This is a genomic window from Pseudomonas sp. AO-1 (assembly GCF_019775695.1).
Lineage (GTDB): Bacteria > Pseudomonadota > Gammaproteobacteria > Pseudomonadales > Pseudomonadaceae > Aquipseudomonas > Aquipseudomonas parakoreensis.
Genome location: NZ_CP079947.1, coordinates 5389958 through 5406764 on the forward strand (window position 1 = coordinate 5389958; position 16807 = coordinate 5406764).

At 60.9% G+C, this 16807-nt stretch carries 14 protein-coding genes; 9 read left to right on the forward strand and 5 right to left on the reverse strand.

Annotated features, from left to right (window positions below):
• Window positions 1-91 precede the first annotated feature (91 nt).
• The 8 genes from KVQ82_RS24660 (at window position 92) to KVQ82_RS24695 (ending at window position 10046) form a co-directional block, all read left to right on the forward strand.
• Window positions 92-1006: a LysR family transcriptional regulator gene (locus KVQ82_RS24660; RefSeq protein ID WP_007954670.1), complete on the forward strand. Its 915-nt coding sequence runs from the start codon at window positions 92-94 to the stop codon at window positions 1004-1006.
• Window positions 1007-1106: 100 nt separating this feature from the next.
• Window positions 1107-2594: a gamma-aminobutyraldehyde dehydrogenase gene (locus KVQ82_RS24665; RefSeq protein ID WP_222016343.1), complete on the forward strand. Its 1488-nt coding sequence runs from the start codon at window positions 1107-1109 to the stop codon at window positions 2592-2594.
• Between the two features lie 83 nt (window positions 2595-2677).
• Entirely contained in the window at window positions 2678-3829 is a 1152-nt protein-coding gene (gene ydcS / locus KVQ82_RS24670) for a putative ABC transporter substrate-binding protein YdcS (RefSeq protein ID WP_095667415.1), read from the forward strand.
• A gap of 146 nt (window positions 3830-3975) precedes the next feature.
• Window positions 3976-5013, forward strand: a complete 1038-nt coding sequence (locus KVQ82_RS24675; RefSeq protein ID WP_108181794.1) for an ABC transporter ATP-binding protein — start codon at window positions 3976-3978, stop codon at window positions 5011-5013.
• Between the two features lies 1 nt (window position 5014).
• Entirely contained in the window at window positions 5015-5950 is a 936-nt protein-coding gene (locus KVQ82_RS24680) for an ABC transporter permease (RefSeq protein ID WP_222016344.1), read from the forward strand.
• Window positions 5940-6749 carry an ABC transporter permease gene (locus KVQ82_RS24685; RefSeq protein ID WP_007967757.1) on the forward strand — a complete coding sequence of 270 codons (810 nt, stop codon included), beginning with the start codon at window positions 5940-5942 and terminating at the stop codon, window positions 6747-6749. Before KVQ82_RS24680 ends, KVQ82_RS24685 begins: the two co-directional genes overlap by 11 nt.
• Before the next feature lie 162 nt (window positions 6750-6911).
• On the forward strand, window positions 6912-8336 hold the full coding sequence (locus KVQ82_RS24690) for a gamma-aminobutyraldehyde dehydrogenase (protein WP_108181793.1): 1425 nt from the start codon (window positions 6912-6914) through the stop codon (window positions 8334-8336).
• A gap of 225 nt (window positions 8337-8561) precedes the next feature.
• Window positions 8562-10046: an APC family permease gene (locus KVQ82_RS24695; RefSeq protein WP_222016346.1), complete on the forward strand. Its 1485-nt coding sequence runs from the start codon at window positions 8562-8564 to the stop codon at window positions 10044-10046.
• Between the two features lie 106 nt (window positions 10047-10152).
• On the opposite strand, the gene KVQ82_RS24700 is transcribed toward KVQ82_RS24695, so the two are convergent.
• Entirely contained in the window at window positions 10153-10338 is a 186-nt protein-coding gene (locus KVQ82_RS24700; protein WP_041063212.1) for a hypothetical protein, read from the reverse strand.
• A gap of 393 nt (window positions 10339-10731) precedes the next feature.
• Here KVQ82_RS24700 and KVQ82_RS24705 point away from each other — a divergent pair, with 393 nt between their 5' ends.
• Window positions 10732-12360: a glucan biosynthesis protein D gene (locus KVQ82_RS24705; RefSeq protein ID WP_108181791.1), complete on the forward strand. Its 1629-nt coding sequence runs from the start codon at window positions 10732-10734 to the stop codon at window positions 12358-12360.
• Between the two features lie 152 nt (window positions 12361-12512).
• Here KVQ82_RS24705 and KVQ82_RS24710 read toward each other — a convergent pair whose 3' ends face one another.
• From KVQ82_RS24710 to KVQ82_RS24725, 4 genes are all read right to left on the reverse strand, one after another.
• Window positions 12513-13046: a GNAT family N-acetyltransferase gene (locus KVQ82_RS24710; protein WP_222016348.1), complete on the reverse strand. Its 534-nt coding sequence runs from the start codon at window positions 13044-13046 to the stop codon at window positions 12513-12515.
• Window positions 13047-13135: 89 nt separating this feature from the next.
• Complete coding sequence (locus KVQ82_RS24715; protein WP_095138300.1) at window positions 13136-14242, reverse strand: NADH:flavin oxidoreductase/NADH oxidase; 1107 nt, start codon at window positions 14240-14242, stop codon at window positions 13136-13138.
• Between the two features lie 253 nt (window positions 14243-14495).
• Window positions 14496-16205 (reverse strand): single-stranded-DNA-specific exonuclease RecJ, encoded by a 1710-nt coding sequence (recJ, locus tag KVQ82_RS24720; protein ID WP_222016349.1) that lies wholly within the window; start codon window positions 16203-16205, stop codon window positions 14496-14498.
• Window positions 16206-16260: 55 nt separating this feature from the next.
• Window positions 16261-16803: a YaeQ family protein gene (locus tag KVQ82_RS24725; RefSeq protein ID WP_041063193.1), complete on the reverse strand. Its 543-nt coding sequence runs from the start codon at window positions 16801-16803 to the stop codon at window positions 16261-16263.
• Window positions 16804-16807 lie beyond the last annotated feature (4 nt).

Genomic DNA, 16807 nt, shown 5'->3' on the forward strand with positions numbered 1-16807 from the left:
TCCAGATGTTGCTCAACAGGCGCAGGCCCTTCGTGAAAATCGATATACACTCAGGCCAATCGATAAAAACCGCCCACTGGGTACCCTTCTCATGATGACCCTGCGTCAGATCCGTCACTTCATCGCGGTGGCCGAGACCGGCTCGATCTCCGCCGCCGCGCAAACCGCGTTCATATCCCAGTCGACCCTGACGCTGGCGATCCAGCAACTGGAAGAGGAAATCGGCGTCAGCCTGTTCAACCGTCACGCCAAGGGCATGACCTTGACTCATCAGGGTCATCAATTCCTGCGCCAGGCGCATCTGATTCTGGCAACGGTGGATAACGCCAAGCGCAGCCTGCAACAAAGCACCGACCAAGTGGCCGGGCAGTTGATTGTCGGCGTGACCAGTCTGGTGGCCGGTTATTACCTCGCCGATTTGCTCACCCGTTTTCAGCGCGCCTATCCCAATGTCGAGATCCGGGTGATGGAGGACGAGCGGCCGTACATCGAACATTTGCTGGTCAGCGGCGAGATCGATGTCGGCGTGCTGATCCTGTCCAACCTCGAAGACCGCCACGCCTTGCAAACCGAAGTGCTGACTCACTCGCCGCACCGTCTGTGGCTGCCGGCCCAGCATCCGCTGCTGGAGCACGACAGCATCAATCTCGCCGATGTTGCCCGCGAACCGCTGATTCAACTGAACGTCGACGAGATGGATCGCAATGCCCAGCGCCTGTGGCGCGGCGCCGGGCTGCAACCGAAGATCACCCTGCGCACGGCATCCACCGAAGCCGTGCGAAGCCTTGTCGCAGCCGGCCTGGGCGTGTCAATCCAGCCGGACATGACTTACCGCCCGTGGTCACTGGAGGGCGACATCATCGAAGCACGGCCGATTGCCGACCTCAACCAGACCCTCGACGTCGGTCTGGCCTGGCGCCGTGGGACAGCGCGCCCCGCTCTGGTCGATCCATTCCTGACCGTGGCCCGCGAGCAACCGCACGGCGGACGCAAGCCATCTATTTAATCGAATGCCACCTTCAGTATTTAGAATTTGTCGACCTCGGAGCCGCGCACTAGTCTTGCTGCATCTATAAGACGGTCGGTTCCCCGGTACGGGAGCCCCAATGACCATACAAGAAAAGAGATCGCGGAAAATGGCTGGTGTGCAGACCCCGATGTGTACCGCGTTGCTGATCGACGGCGAACTGGTTGCCGGGCAGGGTTTTGTCGAACCGATCCTCAACCCGGCGACCGGTGAAATCCTCACGCACATCGCCGAGGCCAGCACCGAGCAGGTCGAAACCGCGATTCTCGCCGCCCACCGCGCCTTTGCCGAATGGTCGCGCACCACGCCGCAGCAACGTTCGAACCTGCTGCTGGACATCGCCAACGCCGTCGAAAAACACGCCGATTACCTCGCTCGCCTCGAAGCACTTAACTGTGGCAAGCCGCTGCACCTGGCGCGGCAGGACGATCTGACTGCGACCGTCGATGTGTTCCGCTTCTTCGCCGGTGCCGTACGCTGCCAGACCGGTCAGCTCAGCGGCGAATACCTGCCGGGCTACACCAGCATGGTGCGCCGCGATCCGATCGGCGTGGTCGCCTCGATTGCGCCGTGGAACTACCCGATCATGATGGCGGCGTGGAAAATCGCCCCGGCCCTCGCCGCCGGCAATACGCTGGTGTTCAAACCCTCGGAACACACACCATTGTCGATCCTCGCGCTGGCGCCAGCGCTGGCCGAGATCCTGCCGCGCGGGGTGATCAACATCATCTGCGGTGGCGGTGAAGGCGTCGGCAGCCATCTGGTCGGACATGCCAGGGTGCGCATGGTCTCGCTGACCGGCGATATCGTCACCGGGCAGAAAATCCTTCAGGCGGCGGCAAAAACCCTCAAGCGCACGCATCTGGAACTCGGCGGCAAGGCCCCAGTGATCGTCTGCAACGACGCGGATATTCAAGCCGTGGTCGACGGCGTGCGCACCTATGGTTACTACAACGCCGGTCAGGACTGCACCGCCGCGTGCCGCATCTACGCGCAGGCCGGGATTCACGACAAACTGGTTGCCGAGCTGGGTGCGGCAGTCAGCAGCCTGCGCTTCGCCGGCAAGCGCGATGCCGACAACGAGATCGGCCCGCTGATCAGCACCCGCCAGCGCGACCGCGTGGCCAGTTTCGTCGAACGAGCCCTCGGCCAGCCGCACATCGAGCGGGTGACCGGCGCGGCGGTGCATTCCGGCGCCGGGTTCTTTTACCAGCCGACGCTGCTGGCCGGTTGCAAACAAACGGATGAAATCGTCCAGCGCGAAGTGTTCGGCCCGGTGGTGACCGTGACCCGCTTCGACGAACTCGCACAAGCGGTGGACTGGGCCAACGACTCCGAATACGGCCTCGCCTCGTCGGTGTGGACGCAGAATCTGGACAAGGCAATGCAGGTCGCCGCCCGTTTGCAGTACGGCTGCACCTGGATCAACAGCCATTTCATGCTGGTCAGCGAAATGCCCCACGGCGGACTGAAACGCTCCGGATACGGCAAAGACTTGTCCAGTGATTCGCTGCAGGACTACAGCGTGGTGCGGCACATCATGGCCCGCCACGGCCAGCATCTCTGACTACGCTAATAACAAGCCATCAACGGCATGCTTCACCGCGTTCACAACTGCCCCGACCATAATTTAAAGAAGAGGGTTCAACCATGTTCGTGCACAAGACCGCACTGCTCAGTGCAATCACCACGGCCCTGCTGGCCAGCGCCAGCCTGCAAGCCGCCGAGCCGCTGAAGGCCGTCGGCGCCGGCGAGGGTCAGCTGGATATCGTGGCCTGGCCCGGTTACATCGAACGTGGCGAGAGTGACAAGGCTTACGACTGGGTCACCGGTTTCGAAAAAGAAACCGGCTGCAAGGTCAATGTGAAGACTGCCGCCACCTCCGACGAGATGGTCAGCCTGATGGCCAAGGGTGGTTACGATCTGGTCACCGCTTCGGGCGATGCCTCGTTGCGCCTGATCGTCGGCAAGCGCGTGCAGCCGATCAACACCGCGTTGATCCCGAACTGGAACACCCTCGATCCACGCCTGAAAGATGCGCCGTGGTACGTGGTCAACAAGCAGACCTACGGCACCCCGTATCAGTGGGGCCCGAACGTGCTGATGTACAACACCAACGTGTTCAAGACGCCGCCGACCAGCTGGAATGTGCTGTTCGACGCGCAGAACTTCCCCGACGGCAAGCCGAACAAGGGTCGCGTGCAGGCCTATGACGGGCCGATCTACATCGCCGATGCGGCGCTGTACCTGAAAACCGCCAAGCCTGAACTGGGGATCAAGGATCCGTATCAATTGACCGAAGCACAGTACAAAGCGGTGCTCGATCTGTTGCGTGCGCAGCAGCCTTTGATCCACCGCTACTGGCACGACACCACGGTACAGATGAGCGACTTCAAGAACGAAGGCGTGGTGGCGTCGAGTGCCTGGCCGTATCAGGTCAACGGCCTGATCAATGAGAAACAGCCGATTGCCTCGACCATCCCGAAAGAAGGCGCCACCGGTTGGGCCGACACCACCATGCTGCACGCCGAAGCCAAGCACCCTAATTGCGCTTACAAGTGGATGGACTGGTCGCTACAGCCGAAAGTCCAGGGTGACGTGGCGGCGTGGTTTGGTTCGTTGCCAGCCGTGCCGGCGGCGTGCAAGGAGAGCGAATTGCTCGGCGCCGAGGGTTGCAAGACCAATGGTTTTGACCAGTTCGACAAGATCGCCTTCTGGAAAACCCCGCAGGCTGAAGGTGGCAAATTCGTGCCGTACAGTCGCTGGACTCAGGATTACATCGCGATCATGGGCGGCAGGTAAGCCCTTTCAAGATCAAAAGATCGCAGCCTGCGGCAGCTCCTACATCAATGGACACCGCTTTCCTGTAGGAGCTGCCGCAGGCTGCGATCTTTTCGACGCAACACCTGATCACTTTTTGAAAGCCTGCTTTACCGGAGCACCGCACCATGACGCTTGCAGTCCAGTTCACCAACGTTTCCCGGCAGTTTGGCGAGGTGAAGGCCGTTGACCGGGTTTCCATCGATATCCAGGACGGCGAGTTCTTTTCCATGCTCGGCCCATCCGGCTCGGGCAAAACCACCTGCCTGCGCCTGATCGCCGGGTTCGAACAACCGAGCGCCGGCTCGATCCGCATCCACGGCGCTGAAGCGGCCGGTCTGCCGCCGTATCAACGTGATGTAAACACGGTGTTTCAGGACTACGCGCTGTTCCCGCACATGAACGTGCTGGACAACGTCGCCTACGGCTTGAAGGTCAAAGGCGTGAGTAAAACCGAGCGCCACAAGCGCGCCGAAGAGGCGTTGGACATGGTCGCGCTCGGTGGTTATGGCGCACGCAAACCGGTGCAGTTGTCCGGCGGTCAGCGCCAGCGTGTCGCCCTCGCCCGCGCCTTGGTCAATCGCCCACGGGTGCTGCTGCTCGATGAACCGCTCGGCGCCCTCGACCTGAAATTGCGCGAGCAGATGCAGAGCGAACTGAAGAAGCTGCAACGCCAGCTCGGCATTACCTTCATCTTCGTGACCCATGACCAGACCGAAGCGCTGTCGATGTCCGACCGCGTGGCGGTGTTCAACAAGGGCCGCATCGAACAGGTCGACACCCCGCGCAATCTGTACATGAAACCGACCACCACCTTCGTCGCCGAATTCGTCGGCACTTCCAACGTGATTCGCGGCGATCTGGCGCGCCAGCTCAGCGGCCATCCGCAGCCGTTTTCGATTCGCCCCGAGCACGTGCGTTTCGCCGAAGGGCCGCTCGCCAGCCATGAAATCGAAGTCAGCGGCGTGCTGCATGACATCCAGTATCAGGGCAGCGCCACGCGCTATGAACTGACCCTGGAAAACGGCCAGACCCTGAGCATCAGCCACGCCAACAATCAGTGGATCGACAGCAGCGCGCAGCACCAGACCGGCCAGCGCCTGCACGCACGCTGGGCGCGGGAAGCGATGATCCCACTGCACGACACTGTCTCGAGCGGGGTGTGAGATGAGCACGCTCGCAATAACTCAAGCACCGCCCTTGCGGCGGTTTTCCAACCTGCTCTACCGCAAGCCGAATCTGTATCTGTCGCTGCTGCTGGTACCACCGTTGCTGTGGTTTGGCGCGATCTACCTCGGCTCGCTGCTGGTGCTGTTGTGGCAGGGTTTCTACACCTTCGACGACTTCACCATGGCGGTCACCCCTGACCTGACCCTGGCGAATTTTGCCGCGCTGTTCCAGCCGTCGAACTTCGACATCATCCTGCGCACGCTGAGCATGGCCATCGTGGTGTCGATCGCCAGCGCCATCGTCGCGTTCCCGATTGCCTATTACATGGCGCGCTACACCACGGGCAAGACCAAGGCGTTTTTCTACATCGCGGTGATGCTGCCGATGTGGGCCAGTTACATCGTCAAGGCCTATGCGTGGACGTTGCTGCTGGCCAAGGGCGGTGTGGCGCAGTGGTTCGTGCAGCATCTGGGGCTGGAGCCGGTCCTGCAGTTCGTTCTGGGGATTCCCGGCGTCGGCGGCAGCACCTTGTCGACCTCGCATCTGGGGCGCTTCATGGTCTTTGTCTATATCTGGTTGCCGTTCATGATCCTGCCGATTCAGGCCTCGCTGGAGCGTCTGCCGCCGTCGCTGCTGCAGGCCTCCGCCGACCTCGGGGCCAAGCCGCGCCAGACCTTCATGCAGGTGATTCTGCCGCTGTCGGTGCCGGGTATTGCTGCCGGCTCGATCTTCACTTTTTCACTGACCCTGGGCGACTTCATCGTGCCGCAACTGGTCGGCCCGCCGGGCTACTTCGTTGGCAGCATGGTGTATGCGCAGCAAGGCGCGATCGGCAACATGCCGATGGCGGCGGCGTTCACGCTGGTGCCGATTGTGTTGATCGCGGTTTACCTGTCCATCGTTAAACGTCTGGGGGCCTTCGATGCACTCTGAAAAGGCTTCATTGGGTTTGCGCATCGCAGCCTGGGGCGGGTTGGTGTTTCTGCACTTCCCGATCCTGATCATCTTTCTTTACGCCTTCAACACCGAGGAAGCCGCGTTCAGCTTTCCGCCGAAGGGCTTCACACTGCACTGGTTCAGTGTGGCGTTTTCGCGGCCGGATGTGCTGGAGGCGATCAAGCTCTCGCTGCAGATTGCCGCCATCGCCACGCTGATTGCGATGGTGCTCGGCACATTGGCTTCAGCCGCGCTGTATCGCCGGGACTTCTTCGGCAAGCAGGGTATTTCGCTGATGCTGATTCTGCCGATTGCGTTGCCGGGGATCATCACCGGGATCGCGCTGCTGGCGACGTTCAAGACGCTGGGGATCGAGCCGGGGATGTTCACCATCATCGTTGGTCACGCGACGTTCTGCGTGGTGATCGTCTACAACAACGTCATCGCCCGCCTGCGCCGCACTTCGCACAGTCTGATCGAGGCCTCGATGGACCTCGGTGCCGACGGCTGGCAGACCTTTCGCTACATCATCCTGCCGAACCTTGGCTCGGCGCTGCTGGCCGGCGGCATGCTCGCGTTTGCACTGTCGTTCGATGAAATCATCGTCACCACGTTTACCGCCGGGCATGAGCGCACGTTGCCGCTGTGGCTGCTCAACCAGCTCAGCCGTCCTCGGGATGTGCCGGTGACCAACGTCGTCGCGATGCTGGTGATGATGGTGACCATGCTGCCGATCCTAGGCGCGTATTACCTGACCCGGGGTGGCGAGAGTGTCGCCGGTAGCGGTGGCAAATAATTGAATAACCACTGAACAAACCGAATCCCTGTAGGAGCTGCCGAAGGCTGCGATCTTGTTGCTTTGAAAATCAAGATCAAGATCAAAAGATCGCAGCCTTCGGCAGCTCCTACATGGTTCGGTTTCGACAGAACAATAAAAGTGTTAGTGAGGACAACAGACATGCAAACCAGACTCTTGATCAACGGCCACCTGGTCAACGGCGAAGGCCCGGCGCAACCGGTGCTCAACCCGGCGCTCGGCAGCGTACTGGTGGAAATCAATGAAGCCTCCGAGGCCCAAGTCGATGCCGCGGTGCGCGCCGCCGATAACGCGTTCGCCGAGTGGTCGCAAACCACGCCGAAAGACCGTTCGCTGCTGCTGCTCAAACTCGCCGATGCCATCGAAGCCCATGGCGAGGAACTGGCTAAACTCGAATCCGACAACTGCGGCAAGCCCTACAGCGCCGCGCTGAATGACGAGATTCCGGCGATTGCCGACGTGTTCCGTTTCTTCGCCGGCGCCAGCCGTTGCATGAGCGGTTCGGCCGGTGGTGAATACCTGCCCGGCCACACCTCAATGATCCGCCGCGACCCGGTGGGCGTGATCGCCTCGATTGCGCCGTGGAACTACCCGCTGATGATGGTCGCCTGGAAAATCGCCCCGGCCCTCGCTGCCGGTAATACCGTGGTGCTCAAGCCGTCGGAACAAACCCCGCTGACCGCGTTGCGTCTGGCCGAACTGGCGTCGGACATCTTCCCGGCCGGTGTACTCAATCTGGTATTCGGTCGCGGTCCTGCCGTCGGCAGCCCGTTGGTCACGCATCCGAAAGTGCGCATGGTCTCGCTGACTGGCTCCATCGCCACTGGCTCGAACATCATTTCCAGCACCGCCGACAGCGTCAAACGCATGCACATGGAACTGGGCGGCAAGGCGCCGGTGATCATCTTCGATGACGCCGATATCGATGCTGCGGTGGAAGGTATTCGCACCTTTGGTTTCTACAATGCCGGGCAGGACTGCACCGCCGCGTGCCGGATCTATGCGCAGCAGGGCATTTACGAAAAATTCGTCGAGAAGCTTGGCGCGGCGGTCAGCAGCATCAAGTATGGCTTGCAGGAAGATCCGTCGACTGAGCTTGGGCCGTTGATCACTGCGCAACATCGCGACCGCGTCGCTGGTTTTGTCGAACGTGCCGTGGCGCAGCCACACATTCGCTTGATCACCGGCGGCAAGGCTGTGGAAGGCAACGGCTTCTTCTTCGAACCGACGGTGCTGGCGGATGCACAGCAGGATGACGAAATCGTGCGCCGCGAAGTGTTCGGGCCGGTGGTGTCGGTGACCAAGTTCACCGATGAAGCCCAAGCGCTGGAATGGGCCAACGATTCGGACTACGGCCTCGCTTCCTCTGTATGGACGGCGGATGTAGGACGCGCTCATCGTTTGTCTGCTCGGTTGCAATACGGCTGCACCTGGGTGAATACCCACTTCATGCTCGTCAGCGAAATGCCCCACGGCGGTCAGAAACTGTCCGGCTACGGCAAGGACATGTCCATGTATGGGCTGGAGGACTACACCACGGTTCGGCATGTGATGTTCAAGCATTAACAGCAAAAAGATCGCAGCCTGCGGCAGCTCCTACAGGATGGACGCCGTGCCCCTGTAGGAGCTGCCGCAGGCTGCGATCTTTTTCCGCGACACACGGATGATGTCGGCGATTCACCACCAGGCTTCACCGAAACCAAAACAATAACTACCGACCCGGGCGGCGCCCACAAAGCCCCGCCACGGTTTCGGCCATCCGAAATCTGCCGATTTCCCGGAGCAAAACACATGAGTGCCTCACCCGAACTCTCGGCCGCCGTTGCCGACAGCGATGCCGAACAACTGCGCAAACTGGGCTACACCTCGAACTTCAACCGCAGCATGAGCCTGTGGGAAAACTTCGCCTTGGGCTTCACTTATCTGTCACCGGTCGTAGGGGTTTATACCCTGTTCGGCCTGTGCCTCGCCGCCGGCGGACCACCGATGTTCTGGGCTTACTTGCTGGTCGGTTGCGGCCAATTGCTGGTGTGCCTGATCTTCGGCGAAGTGGTCTCGCAGTTCCCGATTTCCGGCGGCGTTTATCCATGGGCGCGACGCCTGGTCGGCAAGAAATGGGCGTGGATGGTCGGCTGGATCTACTCCATCGCCCTGTGCGTGACCATCGCGGCGGTGGCCGTCGGTGCCGGCCCGTATCTGGCGGCGATGCTCGGGTTTGAGCCGAGCAACAACACCAATATCGTCATCGCGCTGGTGCTGACACTGTTCGCCACGCTGGTCAATCTGAGCGGCACCCAAGTGCTGGCGCGGATCGCCATGTTCGGCTTCCTCTGCGAGCTGGTCGGCGCGGTGATCGTCGGCGTCTACCTGCTGGTCTTCGAACGTCATCAGCCACTGAGCGTGCTGTTCAACACCTTCGACATCAGCGTTGACGGCTCGTACCTGCCGGCATTCCTTACCGCCTCGCTGGCGGGGATGTTCCTTTACTACGGTTTCGAAGCCTGCGGCGACGTGGCCGAGGAAACCCCGAACCCGAGCGCAAAAATCCCGGTGGCCATGCGCATGACCATCTACATCGGCGGCATCGCGGCGATGTTCGCCTGCCTGGCGTTGATCCTCGCCGTGCCGGACATGCAAGCGGTGATCAACGGCACCGACAAGGACCCGGTCACCACCATCCTCAACAACGCCTTCGGCCCGATCGGCTCGAAAGTAGTGATGGGCGTGGTGATGATTTCCTTCATCTCCTGCGTCATCAGCTTGCAGGCAGCAGCCAGCCGTCTGCTGTACTCCTACGCTCGCGATGAAATGGTGATCGGCAGCCGACTGCTGAAAAAGATTTCTCCTACAACCCAAGTACCGGTTGCCGCACTGTTCGTGTCCGGCGTCCTGCCCGCCCTGATCATCGCCCTCGGTTTCTTCCTGCAGGACGCCGTGGCCACCATCGTCAGCTTCGCCGCCATCGGCATCTACCTCGCGTTCCAGATGATCGTGCTGGCCGCTTTGTACGCGCGGATGAAAGGCTGGAAACCCAGCGGCAAATTCACCCTCGGCGCGTGGGGCTGGCCGGTGAACATCGGCGCGCTGGTGTATGGCGTCGGCGCGATCATCAACATGGCCTGGCCACGTACGCCGGATGCGGCGTGGTACATCAACTACGCGATGGTGCTGAGCACGGTGATTGTGATTGGACTGGGGTTGATTTATATGTGGATTGGCAAGCCGTATGACCATGGGAAGGCGCCGGCTGGGGATGCGTGGAAGGTGAGTCGCTAAGACGAGTTTCCCGGAATCGAATTTTGATTCCGGGGCCTCCTCGAAGCGCCGTCATCAATTGTCTAGCCCTGAAACAGGTGTAAGCCTGTTTCAGGGCTAGACACACTCAAAACCGCGAAACACTGCGCATCGCATCCACCAGATACCGCATCGCAATCCGGTCACTCTCCGACAACTCGCGATAACGCTCCACCAGCTTCAGCTCTTCAGAACTCAATCGACGCCTTCTGCGTCCGCTGCTCAGGCAGGGAAAGATGCCGAGCATTTCGGCGATGCCTTGTATTTTTGCCATGGACGATGTCCTTCTCTGATACGTCGAAGAATTGCTTGATCACCACATCGCCCTGCCCCTTACAGCAGCGCCTGTGCCCTGCCGGTCGCACCGGCCATGCCCATAGAATAGAAATTTAATCGGCGCTGAAAAGCGGTTTTTAGAGTAATTAGTCGAAAAAAGCAGATATGCCCTGTAAATCAGTAATTGCCGTAGGACGTTTAACCGACATGTCTTGTTTCATTGACACGCTGTCATCGTGTATCAACGAATTTTGCTCGGCGAGCGAACCGTTTAAGCTAGCCGGCATCTGTTTATAGTCCGTTGCGTTTGGCCGAAGGCTTGTCCGAACCGTAATTTCTGATCCAGCACGTGCCAGGAACGGCGCGGGATTGCTCACGACAGGTTGTATTTATGCACCGCAGGAATTTGCTCAAAGCGTCGATGGCCATTGCGGCTTACACCGGTCTCTCGGCTTCCGGCCTGCTGGCCGCCCGTGCCTGGGCCGCCAATGGTGGCGCCGCTGATGGCGAAGCGCAGGCCTTCGATTTCGAAGCGCTCAAGCGTCAGGCCAAGCAACTGGCCGGTTCGGCCTATCAGGACACTAAACAGGTGCTGCCGCCGACCCTGGCGACCATGACCCCGCAGAATTTCAACGCGATCCGCTACGACGGCGAACATTCGCTGTGGAAGGAAAACAAGGGTCAGCTGGACGTGCAGTTCTTCCACGTCGGCATGGGTTTCCGCCAGCCAGTGCGCATGTACAGCGTCGATCCGAAGACTCGCACCGCGCGCGAAGTGCATTTCCGCCCGACACTATTCAATTACGAGAACACCTCGGTCGATACCCAGCAGCTCAAGGGCGACCTGGGCTTTGCCGGCTTCAAGCTGTTCAAGGCGCCGGAGCTGGATCGTCACGACGTGGTGTCGTTCCTCGGCGCCAGCTACTTCCGTGCGGTGGATGCCACTGGCCAATATGGCCTCTCGGCCCGTGGCCTGGCCGTCGACACCTACGCGAAAAAGCGCGAAGAGTTCCCTGACTTCACCAAGTTCTGGTTCGAGACTCCGGAGCAGAACGCCACGCGTTTTGTGGTCTATGCCCTGCTCGACTCGCCGAGTGCGACTGGCGCCTATCGCTTCGACATCGATTGCCAGGCCGAGCGCGTGGTGATGGAGATCGACGCCCACATCAACGCGCGTACCGCCATCGAACAACTGGGCATCGCGCCGATGACCAGCATGTTCAGCTGCGGCACCCACGAACGCCGCATGTGCGACACCATCCACCCGCAAATCCACGACTCGGATCGCCTGGCGATGTGGCGTGGCAACGGTGAGTGGATCTGCCGCCCGCTGAACAACCCGGCAACCCTGCAGTTCAACGCGTTCGCCGACACCGATCCGAAAGGCTTCGGTCTGGTACAGACTGACCACGAATTCGCCAACTATCAGGACACTGTCGACTGGTACAGCAAGCGCCCGAGCCTGTGGGTCGAGCCTACAACCGCGTGGGGCGAAGGCTCGATCGATCTGCTGGAAATTCCGACCACCGGCGAAACCCTCGATAACATCGTCGCGTTCTGGACCCCGAAGAAGCCGGTGGCCGCCGGCGACTCGCTGAATTACGGCTACAAGCTCTACTGGAGCGCTCTGCCGCCAGTTGGCACACCGCTGGCGCGGGTGCATGCGACCCGCTCGGGCATGGGGGGCTTCGTCGAAGGCTGGGCACCGGGCGAGCATTACCCGCCGGTCTGGGCCCGTCGTTTTGCCGTGGACTTCACCGGTGGCGGCCTCGATCGCCTGCCACAGGGCACCGGGATCGAACCGGTGGTCACTTGCTCCAATGGCAAGGTCCAGGACTTCAGCGTGCTGGTACTGGATGACATCAAGGGTTACCGGATCCTGTTCGACTGGTACCCGACCAGCGACAGTGTCGATCCGGTGGAACTGCGGCTGTTCATCCGCACCAATGACCGCACGTTGAGCGAGACCTGGTTGTACCAGTACTTCCCGCCGGCGCCGGACAAGCGCAAGTATCCTTGATGATGTGAGGCGCCTGCATGGGCCTCTACATTGGTTTTTTGAGCAAAACGAATCCCTGTAGGAGCTGCCGAAGGCTGCGATCTTTTGATCTTGTTCATGCCCCGTGAAAGTCAAAAGATCGCAGCCTTCGGCAGCTCCTACAGGGAATGTTGTCAGCCGAGAGGACAGTGCAAATGGATATCGCAGGGTTCCAGGGCAAACAGCTCAGGATCTGCCTGATCAACCAACCGGCAACCCTGACGCTGATAAAACTCCACGGTATTGCGCGACTCAGTGGCTGAGACATACAACGCCTCGGCACCCAACCGCCGCCCCTGCTCACAGGCCAGCGCAAACAGCTTCGCCCCCAGTCCCTGCCCGCGGTAGTCGCGGCTGATGTGCAGAAACGTCAATTGCCTCATGCTCAGCCCCTGATTGTGGATAACCCGGTTATCCACAACCACCGCCGCGACCAGCGCCTGCCCGTCGAAAGCGCCATACAGCCAACCTCCGCGCCGCAAACACCTTTCCAGCACCCACGCGTTTTCTTCGGCCTCCCCTTCGGGCCAACCACGCATGTCGACATGCACCGGGTACAGAATCAGCTCACCGTTTTCCAGACGATAGTTCGCCTCAACCCGCTCACTGCGGTCGATCTGCGCCAGCAACGGCAAGTCGTGTTCGCTCAGTTCTCGTTCGATCAACATGGCTGTCTTCCCTGAAATTCCAGAACGGCGGACAAGAAAAAACCCGCCGTTCCAATGGCGGGTTTTATAGACGTTACGCGGTTTTGAAATCAATCGCGCAGGTCAGACTCATGGATCGGCTGATCACGATGGGTCGCGCGCTGATACTGCGCAGGCCATACCGCTTTGCGCCCACCCAGATCATCGTCGGCATGCAGCGGCCAGTACGGGTCACGCAGCAGCTCGCGGGCGAGGAAGATGATGTCGGCCTGACAGGTGCGCAGAATGTGCTCGGCCTGCGCCGGCTCGGTGATCATGCCGACGGTGCCGGTGGCGATGCCTGACTCCTTGCGCACCCGTTCGGCGAAGCGCGTCTGATAACCCGGCCCCACAGGAATCTCGGCGTTGGCGGCGGTACCACCGGAAGAGACGTCGATCAGGTCCGCTCCCAGTGCCTTGAGGCGGCGCGCCAGTTCCACGGTTTCATCCGGGTTCCAGCCGTCTTCGACCCAGTCGGTGGCCGACACCCGGACAAACACCGGCAACTCTTGTGGCCAGACCTCGCGCACGGCCTCGGTGACTTGCAACACCAGCCGAATACGGTTTTCGAACGAACCACCGTATTGATCGCGGCGCTGATTGCTCAATGGCGACAGAAACTGATGCAGCAGATAACCATGGGCGGCATGCACCTCGACCACGCTGAAACCTGCGGTCAACGCACGTTTGGCCGCAGCAACGAAGGCCTGGATGACTTCGGCGATTTGCCCTTCATCCAGCTGCTTGGGTTGCGTGTGCTGCGGGTCGAAGGCAATCGGCGACGGCCCGACCGGGATCCAGCCGCCATCCTCCGGTTTGACGCTACCGTGTTTGCCGATCCATGGCCGATGGGTGCTGGCCTTGCGCCCGGCGTGGGCCAGTTGAATGCCAGCAACCGCGCCCTGTGCCGTGATGAAACGGGTGATGCGTTGCAGCGGTTCGATCTGTTCGTCGTTCCACAGACCGAGGTCTTCGGCGGTGATCCGCCCGTCGGCGGTGACCGCCGTGGCCTCGGTGAAAATCAGTCCGGCACCGCCCACCGCGCGGCTGCCCAGGTGCACCAGATGCCAGTCGTTGGCCAGACCGTCGACGCTGGAGTACTGGCACATCGGTGACACGGCGATGCGGTTGGGCAGGGTCAGTTGGCGAAGGGTAAAGGGTTCGAGCAGCAGACTCATGGGGCACCTCTCAAATCAGTGGGCAGGCTCCAGGGTTCTGTTTGAAAAGTCGACGAGTGACAAAAAAGGCGCAGCACCCGCCCCCGCGGGCAAAAAATTCGACAAGACGTCACAAGGCCAATCAAGCAGTGCTTAGAGCCTAGTCGACAACCGGGGATGAGGGAGGGTTCAGAGTGATTCAGTGTGTGAAAGGGTGCTTTCGCGAGCAGGCTCGCTCCCACAAAGACAACACCGTGCCTGCTCGCGAATGGGGTCAGCGTGGTTCGATGTGGGCAATCATCAATTGCACCGACTCGTTGCCCCGAAACTCGTTAACGTCGAGCTTATAAGCCAGCTCGACCCACTGAATAGTCGGGTTCGGCCACACATCGCGGTCAATGCCGAACGCGATGCCATCCAGCTTCACCGACCCGCACTCGCTTTTCAGCACTACTTTCAGATGGCGCTCGCCGACCACGCGCTGCTCGACCAACTGGAACACACCATGGAACAGCGGCTCCGGGAAATGCTGGCCCCAAGGCCCGGCATGGCGCAATGCGCGAGCCAGTTCCAGATGGAACTCCTCGACCGCCAACGTACCGTCCGAGAGCATCCGCCCGGTCAGGTCTTCTTCGCGGAGTTGCCGACGCACTTCGGCATCGAAAGCCTCGGCGAACAGCGCAAAATTCTCCTGCGGCAAGGTCAGGCCCGCCGCCATCGCGTGACCACCGTATTTGGCAATCAGGTTCGGATGCTGCGCGGCCACCACGCTCAGCGCGTCACGAATGTGGAAGCCTTGCACCGAACGTCCAGAGCCCTTGAGCAGCCCGTCGCCAGCATTGGCGAAGGCAATGGTCGGGCGGAAATAACGCTCTTTCATCCGCGAGGCGAGAATGCCGATCACGCCCTGATGCCACTCGGGATCGAACAGGCACAGGCCGAACGGCATTGATTCCACCGGCAAATCCTTGAGCTGGGCCAGCGCCTCGCGCTGCATGCCCTGCTCGATGGATTTGCGGTCCTGATTCATGCCGTCCAGTTGCGCGGCCATTTCCCGCGCCAGATTGGCGTCGGCAGTGAGCAGGCATTCGATCCCGAGGCTCATGTCGTCCAGGCGCCCCGCCGCGTTCAGGCGCGGGCCGACGATGAAACCCAGGTCGGTGGAGGTAATCCGCGCGGCGTCACGCTTGGCCACTTCAAGAATCGCCTTGATCCCCGGACGGGCACGCCCGGCGCGAATCCGCTCGAGGCCCTGATGCACCAGAATCCGGTTGTTGGCGTCCAGCGGCACCACGTCGGCAACGCTGCCCAGCGCCACCAGATCCAGCAGTTCACCGATGTTCGGCTGCGGCTTGCTCTCGTACCAGCCGAGGCTGCGCAGGCGCGCGCGCAAGGCCATCAACACGTAGAAAATCACCCCGACCCCGGCCAGCGCCTTGCTCGGAAACTCGCAGCCGGGCTGGTTTGGGTTGACCAACGCATCGGCCAGCGGCAGTTCATCGCCGGGCAAGTGGTGGTCGGTGATCAACACCTTGAGCCCGGCCTTTTTCGCCGCCGCCACACCTTCGACGCTGGAGATGCCGTTGTCGACGGTGATCAGCAACTGCGGCTCGCGGGTCAGGGCAACCTCGACGATTTCCGGGGTCAGGCCATAGCCGTATTCGAAGCGATTCGGCACCAGATAATCGACATGCGCCGCGCCCAGCAGACGCAAGCCAAGCACGCCGACCGTACTGGCCGTCGCGCCATCGGCGTCGAAGTCACCGACGATCAGAATCCGCTGACGCTGCTCCAGCGCCGTCACCAGCAGATCCACCGCCGCCTCGATGCCCTTGAGCTGCTGGAACGGAATCAGCCGCGCCAGACTTTTATCCAGCTCGGCCTCGGATTGAACGCCACGCGCCGCGTACAAACGGGTCAGCAAAGGTGGCAGATCACCGAGAAACGGCAGCGTGGCAGGCAACGGTCGAGGATCAATACGCATGGGGTAACGGAAACTTCTCTTGAATACGTGGGATTAATCAGCAGGCGACGCGGGATCAGCCGCGCTCGCCTGCCAGCCATTCCAGCTGGACTTCGTGCTGACCACGGTCGTCGGTGACGAAGATCGTGCCTTCGCTGATCATTACGTCCCACTTGATGACACGCGGCATGTCCTTGGCCAGAGTTTCCAGCACCTCTTGCGGCACGGCGGCGATGTTGACGTTTTTCAGGTTCTTCGCCACCGGCACCACTTTGCCTTCCCATACGCGCAGGCTGCCATAGGCCAGCAGGCTGGTGCGTTCGGTGCGACGCGAGCACCAGGTCAGGCGATCGGCATCCGGCTGGCCGACTTCAATCCAGTGCAGAACACGGTCGTCCAGGCTTTTTTCCCACAGCGCAGGTTCATCCACATCCGACAGACCACGGCCAAACGACAGCAGTTCGTTGTACCAAAGGGCGTAGGCCAGCAGCCGCACGGTCATGCGCTCTTCGGTTTCCGAAGGGTGACGGGCGATGGTCTGCTTGACGCTCTCGTAGACACCACGGTCAAGGTCAGTGAGGTTCAGTTCGAATTTGTAAGTGGTAGACGGCTGGGCCATGAAC